Consider the following 18,341-nt stretch of genomic DNA (forward strand, 5'->3'; position numbering starts at 1 on the left):
TTCAAGCGACAAGTTCAAAGCAGTACACGTATTGCTTCAGCTTGCCGCTTGTCGCTTATGGCTGGCAGCTGCCCCACAGAATGTTCCCGTCTTTTAGAGGAGCGCGACTCATGACCGTGATCAAGCAAGACGACCTGATTCAGAGCGTTGCCGACGCCCTGCAGTTCATTTCCTACTACCACCCCGTGGATTTCATCCAGGCGATGCACGAAGCCTACCTGCGCGAAGAATCGCCAGCGGCCCGTGACTCCATGGCGCAGATCCTGATCAACTCGCGCATGTGCGCCACCGGCCACCGCCCGATCTGCCAGGACACCGGCATCGTCACCGTGTTTGTCCGTGTCGGCATGGACGTGCGCTGGGATGGCGCCACCATGGGCCTGGACGACATGATCAACGAAGGCGTGCGTCGCGCCTACAACCTGCCGGAAAACGTCCTGCGTGCTTCGATCCTCGCCGACCCGGCGGGTGCTCGCAAGAACACCAAGGACAACACCCCGGCCGTCATCCACTACTCCATCGTTCCGGGTAACACCGTGGAAGTGGACGTGGCGGCCAAGGGCGGCGGTTCCGAGAACAAGTCGAAGATGGCCATGCTCAACCCGTCCGACTCGATCGTCGACTGGGTGCTCAAGACCGTTCCGACCATGGGCGCCGGCTGGTGCCCACCGGGCATGCTCGGCATCGGTATCGGCGGCACCGCCGAGAAAGCCGCCGTCATGGCCAAGGAAGTGTTGATGGAATCCATCGACATTCACGAGCTGAAAGCTCGCGGCCCGCAGAACCGCATCGAAGAAATGCGCCTGGAGCTGTTCGAGAAGGTCAACCAGTTGGGCATCGGTGCCCAGGGCCTCGGTGGCCTGACCACCGTGCTCGACGTAAAGATCATGGACTACCCGACCCACGCCGCTTCGCTGCCGGTGTGCATGATCCCGAACTGCGCCGCCACCCGTCACGCGCACTTCGTGCTCGACGGTTCCGGCCCGGCCTCGCTGGAAGCGCCACCGCTGGACGCCTACCCGGAAATCGTCTGGGAAGCCGGGCCGTCGGCCCGTCGCGTCAACCTCGACACCCTGACCCCGGAAGACGTGCAGAGCTGGAAGCCGGGCGAAACCGTCCTGCTCAACGGCAAGATGCTCACCGGTCGCGACGCTGCGCACAAGCGCATGGTCGAGATGCTGAACAAGGGCGAAACCCTGCCGGTGGACCTCAAGGGTCGCTTCATCTACTACGTCGGCCCGGTCGATCCGGTCGGTGACGAAGTGGTTGGCCCGGCAGGCCCTACCACCGCCACGCGGATGGACAAGTTCACCCGTCAGATCCTTGAGCAGACCGGTTTGCTGGGCATGATCGGCAAGTCCGAACGCGGCCCGACCGCGATCGACGCGATCAAGGACAGCAAGGCCGTGTACCTGATGGCCGTCGGCGGCGCCGCTTACCTGGTCGCCCAGGCGATCAAGAAGTCCAAGGTTCTGGCGTTTGCCGAACTGGGCATGGAAGCGATCTACGAGTTCGAGGTCAAGGACATGCCGGTGACCGTAGCGGTCGACAGCAAGGGCGAGTCCGTACACATCACAGGTCCTGCCATCTGGCAGAAAAAGATCAGTGACAGCCTGGCGGTGGAAGTGCAGTAAGCACTTAACCGCTGATTAAAAAAAACCGCGCTGTTTGTATGACAACGCGGTTTTTTTTTACCTTCTAATCACCAACCCCCGGGGACTGGCCTACCATCACTTTCAGTGAGTGGTTTTAAGCGCACGAAGCCCCTATCGTGCCTCGCCAAAGGCCTAGTTTTGAATGTCCGTTACCTACCTGCCGCTGGAAGCCTGGAATAAGCATTGGACGCTCGACGGCCCGCTGGTGCGCTGTCGGTTGTGCGGGAGCGTTCAGGACCTCATGGACGCCGGAGCCTTTCAACATGCACTCGGCTGTAAAGCCTGGGAGCTGCAAGCCCAATACCCCTGCCGTGAACTCGCTGCGCTGCTGCAGCAGAAAATCCAAGCGGGGTTATTTTGATACGCGCCATTCTCGAGGGCGGTACATGTGTGAGTGCTGGTCAGTCGAAGCGTTTCGCAGTGAAACTGCTTGGGAATGTTCTCGGGATAACGCTGTAAAAGGCGACTCATAAGCAGCCACTTACCCGCCGAACTTCCCCTGAGCATGTGAAATGTTTCTCCGTGAAACTCTCATGCGTTTTCACCGGTTCACCCTCTAGCGAACCCGTGGAGCCAATCAGGATACTGGTGACCAACCGTCTGACCAGACCGGGCTAGCCAACAGAATGCATGAAGCACACCTGAACTATGATGATCTGAGTAACTCCGGGAGCTCGGTAGTTTCGTTGGGGAAACTGACAGATGAACTGGAACAGATGAGACGAAACGTAAATCGTTGAAAGCTCAAGGTATCCACTCGGGAGCAGTGAGATGAGATCTGGCGCAAGATAGTCCGCATGCTATCTTGCGCCTCCTATCTTTTGTCCGATTTACGTTCGATGCTCCCGACCTCCAGATCCCTGCGCCTGACGCTCTACACCTTGCTCATCATCGCCGGCGCCGCCATCGCCGCGACCCTGGCCATGCGCCACGCCGTGCGCCAGTCAATGGTCGAAGACGCCGCCCGAGCCAATCAGCAACTGGCGCTTTATGCCACGTCGCTGCATACCCTGATCGAACGTTACCGCGCCCTGCCCGCCGTGCTGGCGCTGGACCCGGAGTTGCGCTCGGCGCTCAAGGGGGCGGTGAGTCCCGGGCAGCAGGATGCGTTGAACCGCAAACTGGAAAAGATCAACGGCGCCGCCGAATCCTCGACCCTGGAATTGCTCGATCGCACCGGCCTCGCGGTGGCGGCGAGCAACTGGCGTTTGCCCAGCAGTTATGTCGGCCACAACTACGGTTTCCGTCCCTATTTCAACCAGACCCGCACCCAGGGTACCGGGCGTTTTTACGCGGTCGGCGTGACCAGCGGGATTCCCGGCTACTTCCTCTCCAGCGCGGTCAGCGATGACGACGGGCAGTTCCTCGGCGCCATGGTGGTGAAACTGGAATTTCCCGGGCTGGAACGCGAGTGGCGCCAGGGCAGCGACACGCTGCTGGTCAGCGACGCGCGCGGGATCATCTTCATCGCCAACCAGCCGGGCTGGCGCTATCGCCTGCTCAAGCCGCTGAGCGACAGCGATCACGCCGAACTCAAGGCCACCCGCCAGTACGACAAGCAGCCGCTGACGCCGCTGGAGTTTCAATCGTTGCGGCGTTTCGACGACAACAGTGACCTGGCTCGGGTCGATGGCCCGGACGGCAAGGCGGACTACCTGTGGGAATCCCTGCCGCTGACTGCCGAGGGCTGGACCCTGCATCTGCTGCGGCGCCCGCAAGTCGCCTTCGAAGACAGCCGCAATGCCGCCCTCGCTGCGGCCGGGTTGTGGCTGACCCTGGTGTTCCTGCTGCTGTTTCTCAATCAGCGCTGGCGCCTGGCCAAGTTGCGCCAGCGCAGTCGTGAAGAACTCGAACGACTGGTGGAAGAGCGTACCCGCGACCTGCGCACCGCCCAGGAGGGCCTGGTGCAGTCGGCCAAACTCGCGGCGCTGGGGCAGATGTCCGCCGCCCTGGCCCATGAGATCAACCAGCCGCTCACCGCCCAGCGCATGCAGCTGGCGACCTTGCGCCTGCTGCTCGACCACGGCCGGGTCGACGACGCCTACAAGGCGCTCAAACCGGTGGATGAAATGCTTACACGCATGGCCGCCCTCACCGGCCACCTGAAAACCTTCGCCCGCAAAAGCCCCAGCGGCTTGCGCGAACGCCTGGACCTGGCGGCGGTGGTGGACCAGTCGCTGCAACTGCTCGACACCCGCCTGCGCGACGAACAGGTCAGCACCGTGTTGCACCTGACCCGCCCGGCCTGGGTGCGCGGCGATGCGATTCGCCTGGAACAGGTGCTGATCAACCTGCTGCGCAACGCCCTCGATGCGATGCAGGACAAACCCTGCAAACGCCTGGAAATCCGTCTCGAAGCCGACGAACAATTGTGGCGCTTGAGCGTGATCGACAACGGTGGCGGTATCGCCGAAGAGAACCTGCCCAAGGTCTTCGATCCGTTCTTCACCACCAAACCGGTGGGCGATGGCCTGGGCATCGGTTTGGCCGTATCGTTCGCCATCGTTCACGAATCCGGCGGGCGCTTGAGTGCCGACAATCATGACAAAGGTGCCGTGTTTACCGTGACCTTGCCCATCGATCAGGAGGTGCATGAACCATGCTGAACTTAGTGATGGTGGTCGACGACGAAAGCAGCATCCGCAGTGCCGTCGAGCAATGGTTGAGCCTGTCGGGATTCGAGGTGCAGTTGTTCAGCCGCGCCGATGAATGCCTGGCGCAATTGCCCAGGCACTTTGCCGGGGTGATTCTCAGCGATGTGCGCATGCCCGGCATGACCGGCCTGGAACTGCTGGCCGAGGTGCAACGCCGGGACGCCGATTTGCCGGTGATCCTGCTGACCGGCCACGGCGACGTACCGATGGCCGTCGAGGCCATGCGCGACGGCGCCTACGATTTCCTCGAAAAGCCCTTCAGCCCGGAAACCCTGCTCGGCAGCCTGCGCCGCGCCCTCGACAAGCGCCGGCTGGTGCTGGAAAACCGCGCACTGCACGAGCAGGCAGACAACCGCGCCAAACTCGATGCCACGCTGCTCGGAGTGTCCCGTGGCCTGCAGACCCTGCGCCGGCAGGTGCTGGACCTGGCAGCCCTGCCGGTGAACGTGCTGATTCGCGGGGAAACCGGTAGCGGCAAGGAGCTGGTCGCACGCTGCCTGCATGACTTCGGGCCGCGAGCCGACAAGCCCTTTGTCGCACTCAATTGCGCGGCCATCCCGGAGCAACTGTTCGAGGCCGAACTGTTCGGTCACGAGAGCGGTGCGTTCACCGGGGCGTCCGGCAAGCGCATCGGCAAACTCGAATACGCCGACGGTGGCACGCTGTTTCTCGATGAAATCGAAAGCATGCCGCTGGCCCAGCAGGTGAAATTGCTGCGGGTGTTGCAAGAGCAGAAGCTTGAGCGTTTGGGTTCGAACCAGAGCATTCGCGTGGATTTGCGCATCATTGCCGCGACCAAACCGGACCTGCTCGACGAAGCGCGGGCCGGACGTTTTCGCGAAGACCTGGCCTATCGCTTGAACGTCGCTGAACTACGCCTGCCGCCCTTGCGCGAACGCCGTGAAGACATCCCGTTGCTGTTCGAATCCTTCGCGCAAAACGCGGCTGAACGGCTGGGACGTAAATTTCCACCGCTGAGCGGTGCGCAGTTGAGTCACCTGCTGAGCCACGACTGGCCGGGCAATGTGCGCGAACTGGCGAACGTCGCCGAGCGTCAGGTGTTGGGGCTTGGTGAGCCTGTACCGGCAGGGATCGAGCCCGGTCAGTCACTGGCGGCGCAGCAGGAAGCCTTTGAAGCACAGTGCCTGCGCGCGGCGTTGACCCGGCATAAGGGTGACGTCAAGGCGGTGCTTGAAGAGCTGCAACTGCCACGCCGGACCTTCAATGAAAAGATGCAGCGGCATGGGTTGAGCCGGGAGATGTTCCTGCAAGAGACCTGAGTTTGCAGTGACTGTCCTGGCCCCATCGCGAGCAAGCTCGCTCCCACAGTGGATCTGTATACGCCGAACATTGTGGGAGATGCAGCGGCATGGGTTGAGCCGGGAGATGTTCCTGCAAGAGACCTGAGTTTGCAGTGACTGTCCTGGCCCCATCGCGAGCAAGCTCGCTCCCACAGTGGATCTGTGTACGCCGAACATTGTGGGAGCGAGCTTGCTCGCGATGAGGCCGGCAAAGTCAGTACAAACACACCGCCAGATGAGCAACTTTCCGCTCACCACCACCCGCAGATAAGCGGATTTCCGCTCACCAAAACACCACCACCCCTCTAAACCGGCCCTCTCCCCCTTGGCACAGCTCCTGCTATAGCCCCTGCAGGCTGCGTTTAACCGCGCTCCACAAAAACAATTAAATGAAGGATCCTTCAATGGATAACTCCAACTCCCTGCCGCTTGGGTCGGCTGCCGCGCCGGCCAAAGAAAGAACCACGTCCAGCCGCATCAAATCGATCTTCAGCGGCTCCGTCGGCAACATGGTCGAGTGGTACGACTGGTACGTCTACGCCGCCTTCTCCCTGTACTTCGCCAAGACGTTCTTCCCCAAGGGCGACACCACCGCCCAACTGCTCAACACCGCCGCGATCTTCGCCGTGGGCTTCCTGATGCGTCCGATCGGTGGCTGGCTGATGGGGCTGTATGCCGACAAGGTCGGGCGCAAAAAGGCGCTGATGGCCTCGGTGTACCTGATGTGCTTCGGTTCGCTGCTGATCGCCCTGAGCCCGAGTTATGAAGTCATCGGCATCGGTGCGCCGATCCTGCTGGTGTTCGCACGCTTGCTGCAAGGCCTGTCGGTGGGCGGCGAATACGGCACCTCCGCCACCTACCTCAGCGAAATGGCGACCAAGGAACGTCGCGGCTTCTACTCCAGCTTCCAGTACGTGACCCTGATCTCCGGCCAGCTCATCGCCCTGGCGGTACTGATCGTGCTGCAACAATTGCTGACCACCGAAGAGCTGTACGCCTGGGGCTGGCGCATCCCGTTCGCCATCGGCGCGCTGTGTGCCGTGGTGGCGTTGTACCTGCGTCGCGGCATGGAAGAGACCGAGTCCTTCACCAAGAAGGAAAAGGCCAAGGAAAGCGCGATGCGCACCTTGATGCGTCACCCCAAGGAACTGATGACCGTGGTCGGCCTGACCATGGGCGGTACCCTGGCGTTCTACACCTACACCACGTACATGCAGAAATACCTGGTGAACACCGTCGGCATGAGCATTTCCGACTCCACCACCATTTCCGCCGCCACGCTGTTCCTGTTCATGTGCCTGCAACCGATCGTCGGCGGGCTGTCGGATAAAATCGGTCGCCGGCCGATCCTGATTGCCTTCGGCATCCTGGGCACCCTGTTCACCGTACCGATCCTGACTACCCTGCACACCATCACGACCTGGTGGGGTGCGTTCTTCCTGATCATGGCGGCGCTGATCATCGTCAGCGGCTACACCTCGATCAACGCCGTGGTGAAAGCCGAACTGTTCCCGACCGAAATCCGCGCCCTGGGCGTGGGCCTGCCGTATGCACTGACCGTCTCGATCTTCGGCGGCACCGCTGAATACATCGCACTGTGGTTCAAGAGCATCGGCATGGAGACGGGTTACTACTGGTACGTAACCGCCTGTATTGCCGTGTCGTTGCTGGTGTACATCACCATGAAAGACACCCGCAAACATTCGCGGATCGTCACCGACTGATCGCTGACCGGCGCTCACTGCAACGGTGAGCACCAGGCCCTTCGCGAACGGGTTCGCGAAGGGCACCATTCGTCTCCCCCTCCACCAGGATAATCATCGGTTAATGCACCGGCAGCAGCCTGCAGCTGAGTGCATCCAGATCGACAGGACGCACGTATATCCGTTACAGGCCTCGAAGGAGTGCCTGAACGTACCCATAGCGAACGTACCTGGAGTACCTGCCATGAAAACCCGATTGATCCTTGCCCTGACCCTTTCCGTGCTGGCTGCCAATGCCTTTGCAGCCGACGGCTACGACAAGACCGGTTCGGCCTCCTACGGCTCCGGCACCAGCGCGGCCATCGAACACGCCCATTCGGGCACCTATGCCGCCGATGGTTTCGATAAAACCGGCAGCGCGGACGCTATCGCCGCCGACGGCTTCGACAAAACCGGCAGCGCAGAAGCTATCGGCTGAATGTGGAGGGAAACTCACAGCCCGGCTTCGGCCGGGCTTAGTCTTTTTTGGGGGGAACACAAAGTCTGGCATTCACATAAAACCTGTGGGAGCGAGCTTGCTCGCGATGACTATTCAGTCAACATTTATGCTGAATGTCGGTCCGCAATCGCGAGCAAGCTCGCTCCCACATTGGACCTCATCATTTCAGGTACTGAAACCGACTGGAAATCTGCGGCGCGTGCTTGCACCATGCACGTCTCCCCGAAAGCTCTGGAAATCCCACCCAATGCCCGACGACATCCACTTCTACGAACCCGCCAACGGCCACGGCCTGCCCCACGATCCGTTCAACGCCATCGTCGGCCCGCGCCCCATCGGCTGGATCTCTTCACAGGATGCCGAGGGCCGCTTGAACCTGGCGCCCTACAGCTTCTTCAACGCTTTCAACTACATCCCGCCGATCATTGGTTTTTCCAGCGTCGGACGCAAAGACAGCCTGAACAACATCGAACAGACCGGCGAATTCGCCTGGAACCTGGCCACCCGTCCACTGGCCGAGCAGATGAACCAGTGCAGCGCCATGGTCAGGCCTGAGGTCAACGAGTTCGAACTGGCCGGCCTGACGACCGTTGCCTCGAAGGTCATTCAGGTGCCACGGGTGGCCGAAAGCCCGGTGTCCTTCGAGTGCAAGGTAACGCAGATCATCCAGTTGCAGCGGGCGGACGGCAATGTGGTGCCGAGCTGGCTGATCCTCGGCGAAGTGGTCGCCGTGCATATCGCCAAATGGCTGTTGAAGGACGGGGTATACGACACCGCCGCGGCAGAACCGATTCTGCGCGGCGGCGGGCCGGCGGATTATTTCCAGCTGGGGCCTGAGGCGCTGTTCAAGATGTACCGCCCGGGGGCGGTGAAGTGATCACCAGAGCAGGTCGGTGTTTTCCTTGACGTCCTTGAGGCGGGTCAGCTCCCTGGCGGCCGCATCATCGGCCTCGTGGGCCGTCTTGAAGGTCTGGCCTTCCAGCACTTTGTGAAACCGCGGGGCGCCGGCACCACCCAGCGCTTTGACGGCGATAGCGGCGTGGTAGCCGCCCTCGCCCGGTACTACAGCGGAAACAGCTTCGAAGTGATCAAAGGCTTTACGTGCCATGTCGCGAATCCTGGCTGGTTGAGAATGCCGTCATTAAACCCTCAACCGGCCAGTTTGTGTACCGTCAGTCCGGACTGACCGAGGGCCTGCGCCGCCGACACCTCCTTGAAGGTGTGGAAATCCAGACTGTTGACCACCAGTTCCTGCACCAGCTCGGCAAAAATCTCCATCGCCGGCGTGCTGAAGTAGGCGGTCATGGCCTGCTGATCGCTCCAGAAACCGGACACCAGCCACAGTTCCGGATCGCACTGCGAATGCTGCAAGGCGAAGCTCAGGCAGCCTGGCGCTGTGCGGGACGGTTCGATCAGGGCGCTGAGGCGCACACCGAGTTCCGCCGAGCGCCCGGCGCGCGCCCGAACGAAGGCCATATGACTGACGGGGATCTGCTTGGACATGTTCAACCCTCCCGGGGAGTCGCGTGGCAGCCGTGGGACGGGCTGCGACAGGATCAAAGGTTAAGGGCCACGGCCCGGGTGCCGTTAGTCGATTCCTGCCGGTGCATTGCACGATCCTGCGAAACTTCCTGTAGGAGCTGCCGAAGGCTGCGATCTTTTGATCTTGAAAACAAAATCAAAAGATCGCAGCCTTCGGCAGCTCCTACAGGGGGTGGTGGGGGGCAGGCACTGCCTGTGATGCGCTGGCTGGAAGTCACCCCAGGCAGAATCAGGCAAGCATCCGGCAGGATGTGTCTACCGCTGCCACTTGCACAAACTTATGCTCTGCTCCATTCCCTCCATGCCTGCCGAGGATGCCGCGCATGACGTCGCTCGATCACTTTCAAGCCCCGCTGGACACCGACATGGAAAAGCAGCGCGCGGAACTGGCGGCGATCATCCGCCGCAACACCGCCGAAGATGGCAGTTATGCCACGGCCATCGGCTCGCTGTTCATGTCCCGCCACAGCCAGTCCCACGAGTTTGCCCCGGTGCTGGCGCAACCGGCACTGTGCATCATGGCCCAGGGGCGCAAGGAAGTTCAGTTGGCCAACGAGTACTTTAACTACGACCCGTTGAACTACCTGGTGGTCTCGGTCTCGATGCCGCTCAGTGGACGGGTGGTGGATGTCTCGGCCGAAGAACCGATCCTGGCCCTGCGCCTGGACATCGATCCGGCGGAAATCACCGCGCTGATCGCCGACGCCGGCCCCCTCGGCGTGCCCTCCCGGCCGACCGGGCGCGGGCTGTATGTCGAGCGGCTCGACACGGCCATGCTGGATGCCGTGCTGCGCCTGGCACGGCTACTGGACACGCCGAAAGACATCGCCATGCTCGCGCCGCTGATTCGCCGGGAGATCCTCTATCGACTGTTGCGCAGCAAACAGGGGCATCGACTGTACGAAATCGCCATCGCCAACAGTCAGAGCCATCGCGTCAGTCAGGCGATCAAATGGCTCAATGGCAATTTCGAACAGCCGTTGCGCATCGATGATCTGGCGAAGGAAGTGAACCTGAGCGTGTCGACCCTGCATCACCGCTTCAAGGCGATGACGGCGATGAGTCCGTTACAGTATCAGAAGCAGTTGCGCCTGCAGGAAGCACGACGGTTGATGCTGGCCGAAGGGCTGGAAGCTTCGGCGGCGGGGTATCGCGTAGGGTATGAAAGTCCGTCGCAGTTCAGCCGGGAATACAGCCGGTTGTTCGGGGCGCCGCCGTTGCGGGATCTGGCGCGGTTGCGGTTGTCAGTCTGAACTTGTTTCTTTGCAAGCAGTACTGGCCTCATCGCGAGCAAGCTCGCTCCCACAGGGTCCAGCGTACACCGTCCAATGTGGGAGCGAGCTTGCTCGCGATGAGGCCAGTACAAACAGCATCAAACCGGGATCAGGCCCCAAGTACCCGGCAAGCCTCCGCCGGCAAGGTCACCGACACCGGGTGACCGACGCTCAGGCCAAAGCCCTGGCACGGCGTGCTCAGCGCGGTAAACGACACCCCGGAACACTCGACCGTGGTCTCGATGGTCGCGCCGATATCGCGCACGAAGGTCACCTTGCCCAGCAAGCGGTTGCCCGCCGTCGCCTGCGGCGCCGACAGTTGCAGGTCTTCCGGACGAATCAGCATCTTCACCTTTTCCCCTGCCGCAACGCTCGTGCAGATCGGCACTTGCAGCGCATCGCCACCCGGCAGGCTGACCTTGCCGTTGCCCAGCGCCGTGGCCGGGAAGATGTTGCCCGAACCGATGAAGTCCGCGACGAACTCGTTGGCCGGGTGCCGGTAGATTTCAATCGGCGTGCCGACCTGCTGCACCCGATGCTCACCCAGCACGACCACGATATCGGCCATGGTCATGGCTTCACGCTGGTCGTGGGTCACCATGATGGTGGTGATGTTCAGGCGCTGTTGCAGTTGACGGATTTCCACCTGCATCGACTCGCGCAGCTTGGCGTCCAGCGCCGACAACGGTTCGTCGAGCAGGAGGATTTTCGGGTGGTTGGCAATCGCCCGGGCAATCGCCACACGCTGGCGTTGTCCGCCGGAGAGCTTGGCCACCGGACGATCGATCATCGCTTGCAACTGGATCAGTTCCAGCAACTCCACCACCCGCGCCTGCTGGTCAGCCTTGCTGACTCCGCGCAGTTTCAGCGGATAGGCGATGTTCTCGCCCACGGTCATGTGCGGGAACAGCGCCAGGGACTGGAACACCATGCCGAAGTTGCGCAGGTGCGCCGGGGTGTGGCCGATGTCTTCACCGTCCAGGCGGATCTCGCCGCCGGTCAGGGTTTCAAGGCCGGCAATCATGCGCAGCAGCGTGGTTTTGCCACAGCCCGAAGGGCCGAGGAAACACACCAGTTTGCCCTCGGGCAAGTGCAGGTTCACATCGGTTACCGCGCAGGCCGAGCCGTAATGTTTCTCGACGTTTTCCAGAATCAGACCAGACATTTGAAGTACCTCAAGAAATCAGAACGAAACGCCACCTTCACCAACCAGCTTCTCCAGCGCCCAGATCAGGACGAAGTCGATCAGCACGATCAGCACGGCGAACGAAAATACGGTTGGGTCGAGCGAGGACACGGTGCGGCTGTACATCCAGATCGGCACGGTCATCACATCGATGGTGTAGAGGAAATAGGTCACGGTGAATTCGTTGAACGAGACGATGAACGCCAGCAGCATGCCCGCCAGGATCCCCGACTTCATCAACGGCACCACCACATCGACAATCGCCCGCAACGGTGAGGCGCCGAGCATCTGCGCGGCCTCCTCGACTTCGCTGCCGATGGAGAGCATCGCGGCCGTGCAGTTCTTCACCACGAATGGCAGCGCCAGGATCACGTGGGCAATCACCAGGCGTGAGGTGGTCATCTGGAATGGCAGGCTGTCGAACACCAGCAGCAACGCCAGCCCCAATACCACCATCGGGAACACCAGTGGCAACGACATCAGTTGCAGGGCCACGGCCTTGCCACGGAACTCGCAACGGGTCAGGGCATACGCCGCCGGTACGGCGATGATGGTCGCGAACACCATGGTCAGGCAGGACACCATCAGGCTGGTGGTCATGGCTTTGCCCAGGCTCAGCACATCGCTGGCGTCCGGCGACACGAAGGTATGCCAGGCGGCCTTGTACCATTGCAGGCTGTAGCTGCTCGGCGGGAAGTCGAGGTTCGACGCGCCGCTGAACGACATGACGATCATGGTCAGGATCGGCAGCACCGCCAGCAGCAGGATGAAGCCGGAAAGGATGCCGGCGAACTTGCCGGTCTCGCCGGGCAACAGCCCATAACGTTTCTTGGTCAGGGTGCTCATTGGGAAGCCTCCAGCATGCGCCGACGACGGCCAGTGATGTATTCGGACAAGGTCATGATCGCGAGGGTGGTGACGATCAGCACCACACCGGCAGCGGACGCGGCGGGCCAGTTCATCAAGGGGGCGATCTGGTCATGCACCATCACCGCCAGCATCGGCACGCGCCGGCCACCGAGCAACAAGGGCACCACGAAACTGCTGGCGTTGTAGGCGAACACCAGGGTCGCACCGGTAATGATCCCCGGCAGACTCATCGGCAAGACCACCTGGCGGAACACCTGGAAGCGGCTGGCGCCGAGGGTGGCAGCGGCTTCTTCGTAGCTGCGGGCGACGCCGCGCATGGCGCTGGCGATCGGCAACACAGCCAGCGGGAAGGCGGTTTGCACCAGGCCCATCAACACGCCGTTCTGGTTGTACAACAGCATGATCGGGCGCTTGATCAGGCCCAGGCCCATCAGGGTCTGGTTGAGCATGCCGCCTGGGCCGAGGATCACCAGCCAGCCGTAGCTTTGCAGCAGCAGGTTGACCAGCAACGGCAGCAACACCGCCGCCAGGAAGATCCGTCGCACGAATGGCGAGGTCAGGCGCGACATGGTGTAGGCCACCGGGATCGCCAGAATCACTGCGATCACCGCGCTGATCAGCGCCAGGCGCAGGGTCAGCATCAGCGACTTGAGATAATAGGGTTCCAGCAACTGGGCGTAGCTGGCCAGGCTGAACCCGGACCATTCCGCGCCTTTGGTGCCCACGCTCATGCGCAGTACCAAGAGGCTCGCGGCAATCAGTACGCCAAGAAACAGCATCGACGGCGTGAGGAAAAACCAGGCGCGCGTCGTTGGCGAAACACCCCGAGCAGCGCGCACGGGGGCGGCACTCACCGGATGGGTCAGAGGTTGGTGTTCCATAGCAAAGGGTCTCGTCAATGGAAGATCAAGCGCAGGAATGCGGGTGTGGTAGCCGGTCCCTGTAGGAGCTGCCGAAGGCTGCGATCTTTTGATTTTCAAAGATCAAGATCAAAAGATCGCAGCCTTCGGCAGCTCCTACAGGGGTATCCGGTCAACCTTCAGACCTGTGCCGCGATGAGGTTCGAAGAACCTCCCCGCTATTCAGATCAGGAAGAAAAGATTTCCGTGTAACGACGAATCCATTGGTCATGCACAGTCGCCAGGAAGGCGTTGTCGTGCATGATCGCCTTCTCGGCAATCTGCTCCGGCGTGAGGATGTATGGGCTCTTGCGCGCTTCGGCGGAGATGATCGCCTTGGCGTTGACCGGGCCGTTGTAAATGTCTTCAGCCATCTTGCCCTGCACCAATGGGTCCAGGGAGTGGTTGATGAAGGCATAGGCCATGTCGGTATCGCCCGGACGGTTCTTCGGCATCACCGACAGCATCAGGTCGGTGTAGAAACCTTCCTTCATGCCAAAGGTCGCGCCCAGACCGTAGTTCGGATCGCGGATCTGTTTCGGGAAGAACGCCGGTGCGTACAGGCCACCCATGTCCAGGGAGCCGGTGCGGAACAGTTCGGCGATCTGGTTCGGGTTTTCACCCAGGGTCACCACACGATCTTTCAGCTCGGCGAGTTTCTTGAAGCCCGGTTCAATGTTGTGCTCGTCACCACCGGCCAGTTTGGCGGCGATGATGATCAGGTCCATGGCCTCGGTCCAGTTCGGCGGCGGCAGGAAGATGTTCGGGGCCAGTTCCGGGTCCCACAGGGCCGCATAGCTGGTCGGAGCTTCTTTCTGGGTGCGGGTGCTGTAGACCAGGCTGTTGCACCACAGCAGGTAACCGATACCGTGGCCATTGGCGCCGGTGCGGTACTTCTCCGGTACATCGACCAGGTTGGGAATGCGGTTGAGGTCGGGTTTTTCCAGCAGGTTGGCGGCGGCCAGACCTTCGGCGCCAACGCCTGCCAGGGTGATGATGTCGTACTGAGGACGATCACCGCCGGCCTTGAGTTTGGCGACCATTTCCGAGGTACTGCCGGTGCGGTCAGCGATGACCTTGCAGCCGTACTTGTCTTCGAAAGTCGCGGCGATGTTGCGCAGTGCAGCCAGGCCGGTGTCATCGGACCAGGTCAGCAAACGCAGGGTCTTGCCGGCAAAACGTGTGTCGCTGGCATTGGCCTTGATGAACGGCATGCTCATGGCCGCTGCTGCAACCGAGGCTACGCCCACAGTCTTGATAAATTGACGTCTGTTCAGATCATGCTCGCCCATTACGGACTCCCTTTGTTTTTGTAGGTATAAGGCAGGTCGAAACTGTTGCATCCGCGCGACTGGATTAGCGTTGGCCCCTCTATTTTCGGGGGGTTGGCTGAACCAGTGAGTTCATCCTGAGGTTGTGTAAAACACCTGACTATCGATAAAAATTCATTGAAGCCATGACGCCAGTGCATGCCTCATGTAGGAGCGAGCTTGCTCGCGATGGGTGCACTGGCGCCGCGTACATTCAGGCGCCCCACGTCATCGTTGACGTCCATCGCGAGCAGGCTCGCTCCTACACAGTGATCGGTGTCAGACGGCCCGGATCACGTGTTTGATTTCCTGGAAAGCCTGCAAGCCCCAGGGCCCCAATTCGCGGCCGATGCTGCTCTGCTTGTAGCCGCCCCAGGCGGTCTGCGGGAAGATCACCTGCGGTGCGTTGATCCACACAAGCCCCGCCTGCAAAGCGTTGGCGACGCGGTCGGCTGCCTCGGCATTGCGCGTGACCACACTGGCGACCAGGCCGAACTGGCTGTCGTTGGCCAGGGCAATCGCCTCGGCTTCAGAGGCGAAACTGCGCACGCAGATCACCGGGCCGAAAATCTCTTCACACCACAGCGCACTGTCGAGGGGCACTTCGGTGAAAACCGTCGGCTGCAAAAAATATCCGCGCGGCAGGTCCGCCGGGCGATTGCCACCGCAAACCAGTTTGGCGCCAGCGCTCAAACCACGATCGATGTGACCCAGGACACGCTGGTATTGCGCCTGATTGACCAGCGCGCCCATTTCCACGTTCGGGTCGAACGGGTCGGCCACGCGAATCGCTTCGGCACGGGCCTTCACGCGGCTGAGGAATTCATCGGCCAGTTCATCGGCGACCAGCACGCGGCTGGTGGCGGAGCACATCTGCCCGGCGTTGAAGAAACCACCGCCGCAAGCCACTTCCACCGCCAGGTCGAGATCGGCATCGGCCAGCACCAGCAGCGATGATTTGCCGCCCAGTTCCAGGCTCACGCCTTTGACGGTTTCCGCCGCCCGCTGCATGACCTGCACACCAACGGCATTACTGCCTGTGAAGGAAATTTTCGCGATACGCGGATCCGCCGACAATGGCGCGCCAACAGCCAGGCCGGTGCCACACACCAGGTTGAACACGCCTGCCGGCAAGCCGGCCTCAGCGATGATCGTTGCCAGCTCCAGTTCTGGCAGCGGCGTCACTTCCGAAGGCTTGAGCACCACACAGCAACCGGCGGCCAGGGCTGGGGCGAGTTTCCAGGCGGTGGTGACCATCGGGAAGTTCCACGGCACGATCAGGCCGACTACGCCGCACGGCTCACGGCGCAGGCGCGCACTGAAGTCGTCGCTCGGCAGTTCGATGGCGTTGTCCTGCTTGGCGTCCAGCCCTTCGGCCAGACCGGCGTAATACTCGAACGTGGCGATCACGTCATCGACGTCGATCGCGGCTTCGAATTGCGGCTTGCCGTTGTTGCTCGACTGCAAGTGCATCAGTTTTTCACGGTTGGTCTGCACGCCCGCGGCGATTTTGCGCAGGATGGCAGCGCGTTCGGCGCCGGTGGTTTTCGACCAGCCGGCGAACGCCTGGGTCGCCGCGCTCACCGCTTGATCAACCGCACGCTCATCGCCGCCATTGACCGTGGTCAACAGGGCCTCGGTCGCCGGGTTGATGACGCGCAGGTGTTCATTGCCGGCCGACCATTGGCCATTGATGTACAGGCCATCCAGGGTAGTCGGGAAAGTCATTTCGACACCGCCTTCATCCACTCGGTCTGGTCGATTTCAATCAGGGTCGGGCCCTGGCGATCGTGGGCCACACGCAATGCGCCGCGCAATTGCTCGACACTGCTGACGGCTTCGGCCGCGCAACCCAAGGCCTTGGCCACACCGATGAAGTCCGGGGTGTAGATGTCCACGCCGACCGGCTCGATGGCACGGTTGACCATGTATTTCTTGATCTCTTCGTAGCCCTGGTTATTCCACAGCAGCACGATGACCGGAGTGCGCGCTTCAACGGCGCTGGCCAGTTCCGGCAGGGTGAACTGCAGGCCGCCGTCACCGATCAGGCATACCACGGGTGGGCGGCTGCCGCTTTCAGTGCTGCCGCCAAGCCAGGCGCCAATCGCCGCCGGCAAGGCGTAACCGAGGGTGCCGTAACCGGTGGACGAGTTGAACCAGCGACGCGGGCGCTCCGGGTTGAACGTCAGGTTGCCGGTGTAGACCGGTTGGGTCGAATCACCGACGAACACCGCGTCCGGCAGTTCGTGCAGGACAGTTTCGAGGAAACGGGTCTGGGCCAGGGTCGGTGCGTCCCAGGTCGCGGACAGGTCTTCACGCAGACGGGCGGCCCGTACCTGGCCCCAATCGTTGCGGCGCTCGGCCAGGGATTTGTGCGACAAGGCGCTGAGCAAAGCCTGGGCAGCGTTGCGCGAGTCGGCCACCAGCGCCACGTGCGGCGGATAGTTGCGCACGGTCTGGTCCGGGTCGATGTCCACGCGCAGCAACTTGCCAGGAATTTCGAAGCCACCGGCGAAGGTCACGTCGTAGTCGGTCTCGGCCAGTTCGGTGCCGATGGCCAGGACCACGTCGGCCTCGGCGACCAGCGCACGGGTGGCGACCAGGCTCTGGGTCGAGCCGATCAGCAACGGGTGGCCGGAGGCGAGCATGCCCTTGGCATTGATGGTCAGTGCGACCGGTGCGTCCAGCAGTTCGGCCAGTTCGGTCAGCTCGGGCGCCGCGTCGATGGCACCGCCACCAGCGAGAATCAGCGGACGCTTGGCGTTGGCCAGCAATTCGGTCATGCGCGACACGGCACTCGGCGAAGCACCGGCGCGGTCGATGTTGACCGGCAGGCTGCTGAGCAGCTCGTCAGCGTCTTCGACCAACACGTCCAATGGAATTTCAATGTGCACCGGACGCGGACGGCCTGCCTGGAACAGCGCAAAGGCGCGAGCCAGCACAACCGGTAATTCCGAAGCCGACATCAGGGTGTGGGAGAACGCCGCGACACCGGCGCACAGTGCGCCCTGGTTCGGCAGTTCATGCAGCTTGCCGCGACCGCCGCCCAACTGGCTGCGCGATTGCACGCTGGAGATCACCAGCATCGGGATCGAATCGGCGTAGGCCTGGCCCATGGCGGTGGTGATATTGGTCATGCCAGGGCCTGTGATGATGAAGCACACGCCCGGTTTGCCGCTGGTGCGGGCGTAGCCGTCGGCCATGAAGCCGGCGCCCTGCTCATGGCGAGGCGTCACGTGGTTGATGCTCGAACGGGCCAGCCCGCGATACAGCTCCACGGTATGAACCCCCGGAATGCCGAACACCTGCTCGACTCCGTAGTTTTCGAGTAACTTGACCAATACTTCGCCGCACGTCGCCATGTCTTTGCCCTTTTTGTTCGTTTGAGACGCCGGGCATGCGCTGTGTTTATGATGGATTGGCAGGCCCGGGAATGGCCTCATTGGAA

Annotated in this window: 16 protein-coding genes; 8 read left to right on the forward strand and 8 right to left on the reverse strand. The window is 61.8% G+C overall.

Annotated elements, in window-relative coordinates; genetic code table 11:
- Nucleotides 1-110: 110 nt before the first annotated feature.
- The 7 genes from C9422_RS14160 to C9422_RS14190 all read left to right on the forward strand — a co-directional run bounded on the left by C9422_RS14160 (nt 111) and on the right by C9422_RS14190 (nt 8,689).
- Nucleotides 111-1,634, forward strand: coding sequence for a fumarate hydratase (locus C9422_RS14160; protein ID WP_116581080.1), 1,524 nt, complete (start codon nt 111-113; stop codon nt 1,632-1,634).
- Between the two features lie 163 nt (nt 1,635-1,797).
- Nucleotides 1,798-2,016, forward strand: a complete 219-nt coding sequence (locus C9422_RS14165) for a hypothetical protein (protein WP_007978473.1) — start codon at nt 1,798-1,800, stop codon at nt 2,014-2,016.
- A gap of 478 nt (nt 2,017-2,494) precedes the next feature.
- The gene (locus C9422_RS14170; protein ID WP_116581081.1) at nt 2,495-4,261 is read left to right on the forward strand and encodes an ATP-binding protein; all 1,767 of its coding nucleotides are present in this window, start codon (nt 2,495-2,497) and stop codon (nt 4,259-4,261) included.
- Entirely contained in the window at nt 4,255-5,589 is a 1,335-nt protein-coding gene (locus C9422_RS14175) for a sigma-54 dependent transcriptional regulator (RefSeq protein ID WP_116581082.1), read from the forward strand. The genes C9422_RS14170 and C9422_RS14175 overlap by 7 nt, the downstream gene beginning before the upstream one ends.
- Before the next feature lie 425 nt (nt 5,590-6,014).
- Nucleotides 6,015-7,334: an MFS transporter gene (locus C9422_RS14180; RefSeq protein ID WP_116581083.1), complete on the forward strand. Its 1,320-nt coding sequence runs from the start codon at nt 6,015-6,017 to the stop codon at nt 7,332-7,334.
- A gap of 223 nt (nt 7,335-7,557) precedes the next feature.
- Nucleotides 7,558-7,791: a hypothetical protein gene (locus tag C9422_RS14185; RefSeq protein WP_116581084.1), complete on the forward strand. Its 234-nt coding sequence runs from the start codon at nt 7,558-7,560 to the stop codon at nt 7,789-7,791.
- A 268-nt stretch (nt 7,792-8,059) separates the two neighbouring features.
- The gene (locus C9422_RS14190; RefSeq protein ID WP_116581085.1) at nt 8,060-8,689 is read left to right on the forward strand and encodes a flavin reductase family protein; all 630 of its coding nucleotides are present in this window, start codon (nt 8,060-8,062) and stop codon (nt 8,687-8,689) included.
- On the opposite strand, the gene C9422_RS14195 is transcribed toward C9422_RS14190, so the two are convergent.
- On the reverse strand, nt 8,690-8,920 hold the full coding sequence (locus C9422_RS14195; RefSeq protein WP_102698409.1) for a hypothetical protein: 231 nt from the start codon (nt 8,918-8,920) through the stop codon (nt 8,690-8,692). It lies immediately after the preceding gene.
- A 41-nt stretch (nt 8,921-8,961) separates the two neighbouring features.
- Nucleotides 8,962-9,315, reverse strand: coding sequence for a putative quinol monooxygenase (locus C9422_RS14200; RefSeq protein ID WP_116581086.1), 354 nt, complete (start codon nt 9,313-9,315; stop codon nt 8,962-8,964).
- A 362-nt stretch (nt 9,316-9,677) separates the two neighbouring features.
- Between C9422_RS14200 and C9422_RS14205 the strand changes: the two genes are divergently transcribed.
- The gene (locus tag C9422_RS14205) at nt 9,678-10,607 is read left to right on the forward strand and encodes an AraC family transcriptional regulator (RefSeq protein ID WP_007978490.1); all 930 of its coding nucleotides are present in this window, start codon (nt 9,678-9,680) and stop codon (nt 10,605-10,607) included.
- A gap of 130 nt (nt 10,608-10,737) precedes the next feature.
- On the opposite strand, the gene C9422_RS14210 is transcribed toward C9422_RS14205, so the two are convergent.
- The 6 genes from C9422_RS14210 to C9422_RS14235 form a co-directional block, all read right to left on the reverse strand.
- Complete coding sequence (locus tag C9422_RS14210; RefSeq protein WP_095965427.1) at nt 10,738-11,793, reverse strand: ABC transporter ATP-binding protein; 1,056 nt, start codon at nt 11,791-11,793, stop codon at nt 10,738-10,740.
- Nucleotides 11,794-11,811: 18 nt separating this feature from the next.
- Nucleotides 11,812-12,660 (reverse strand): ABC transporter permease, encoded by an 849-nt coding sequence (locus C9422_RS14215; RefSeq protein ID WP_007986104.1) that lies wholly within the window; start codon nt 12,658-12,660, stop codon nt 11,812-11,814.
- On the reverse strand, nt 12,657-13,565 hold the full coding sequence (locus C9422_RS14220) for an ABC transporter permease (RefSeq protein ID WP_007978497.1): 909 nt from the start codon (nt 13,563-13,565) through the stop codon (nt 12,657-12,659). The genes C9422_RS14215 and C9422_RS14220 overlap by 4 nt, the downstream gene beginning before the upstream one ends.
- Before the next feature lie 206 nt (nt 13,566-13,771).
- Nucleotides 13,772-14,875, reverse strand: a complete 1,104-nt coding sequence (locus C9422_RS14225) for an ABC transporter substrate-binding protein (protein WP_104449254.1) — start codon at nt 14,873-14,875, stop codon at nt 13,772-13,774.
- Between the two features lie 297 nt (nt 14,876-15,172).
- Nucleotides 15,173-16,621, reverse strand: a complete 1,449-nt coding sequence (locus C9422_RS14230; RefSeq protein ID WP_116581087.1) for an aldehyde dehydrogenase family protein — start codon at nt 16,619-16,621, stop codon at nt 15,173-15,175.
- A complete protein-coding gene (locus C9422_RS14235) occupies nt 16,618-18,255 on the reverse strand; it encodes a 5-guanidino-2-oxopentanoate decarboxylase (protein WP_116581088.1) in 1,638 nt (545 codons plus the stop codon). The genes C9422_RS14230 and C9422_RS14235 overlap by 4 nt, the downstream gene beginning before the upstream one ends.
- Nucleotides 18,256-18,341 lie beyond the last annotated feature (86 nt).

This window comes from Pseudomonas sp. B1(2018) (genome assembly GCF_003097365.1).
Taxonomy (GTDB): domain Bacteria; phylum Pseudomonadota; class Gammaproteobacteria; order Pseudomonadales; family Pseudomonadaceae; genus Aquipseudomonas; species Aquipseudomonas laurylsulfatiphila.

Excerpts from the sequence above, each read along its gene's own strand:
- C9422_RS14180 (WP_116581083.1), top strand. The coding sequence starts at position 6,015 with ATGGATAACTCCAACTCCCTGCCGCTTGGGTCGGCTGCCGCGCCGGCC.
- C9422_RS14160 (WP_116581080.1), top strand. The coding sequence starts at position 111 with ATGACCGTGATCAAGCAAGACGACCTGATTCAGAGCGTTGCCGACGCC.
- C9422_RS14190 (WP_116581085.1), top strand. The coding sequence starts at position 8,060 with ATGCCCGACGACATCCACTTCTACGAACCCGCCAACGGCCACGGCCTG.
- C9422_RS14170 (WP_116581081.1), top strand. The coding sequence starts at position 2,495 with ATGCTCCCGACCTCCAGATCCCTGCGCCTGACGCTCTACACCTTGCTC.
- C9422_RS14210 (WP_095965427.1), bottom strand. The coding sequence starts at position 11,793 with ATGTCTGGTCTGATTCTGGAAAACGTCGAGAAACATTACGGCTCGGCC.
- C9422_RS14175 (WP_116581082.1), top strand. The coding sequence starts at position 4,255 with ATGCTGAACTTAGTGATGGTGGTCGACGACGAAAGCAGCATCCGCAGT.
- C9422_RS14205 (WP_007978490.1), top strand. The coding sequence starts at position 9,678 with ATGACGTCGCTCGATCACTTTCAAGCCCCGCTGGACACCGACATGGAA.
- C9422_RS14200 (WP_116581086.1), bottom strand. The coding sequence starts at position 9,315 with ATGTCCAAGCAGATCCCCGTCAGTCATATGGCCTTCGTTCGGGCGCGC.
- C9422_RS14195 (WP_102698409.1), bottom strand. The coding sequence starts at position 8,920 with ATGGCACGTAAAGCCTTTGATCACTTCGAAGCTGTTTCCGCTGTAGTA.
- C9422_RS14165 (WP_007978473.1), top strand. The coding sequence starts at position 1,798 with ATGTCCGTTACCTACCTGCCGCTGGAAGCCTGGAATAAGCATTGGACG.
- C9422_RS14235 (WP_116581088.1), bottom strand. The coding sequence starts at position 18,255 with ATGGCGACGTGCGGCGAAGTATTGGTCAAGTTACTCGAAAACTACGGA.
- C9422_RS14220 (WP_007978497.1), bottom strand. The coding sequence starts at position 13,565 with ATGGAACACCAACCTCTGACCCATCCGGTGAGTGCCGCCCCCGTGCGC.
- C9422_RS14225 (WP_104449254.1), bottom strand. The coding sequence starts at position 14,875 with ATGGGCGAGCATGATCTGAACAGACGTCAATTTATCAAGACTGTGGGC.
- C9422_RS14215 (WP_007986104.1), bottom strand. The coding sequence starts at position 12,660 with ATGAGCACCCTGACCAAGAAACGTTATGGGCTGTTGCCCGGCGAGACC.
- C9422_RS14185 (WP_116581084.1), top strand. The coding sequence starts at position 7,558 with ATGAAAACCCGATTGATCCTTGCCCTGACCCTTTCCGTGCTGGCTGCC.
- C9422_RS14230 (WP_116581087.1), bottom strand. The coding sequence starts at position 16,621 with ATGACTTTCCCGACTACCCTGGATGGCCTGTACATCAATGGCCAATGG.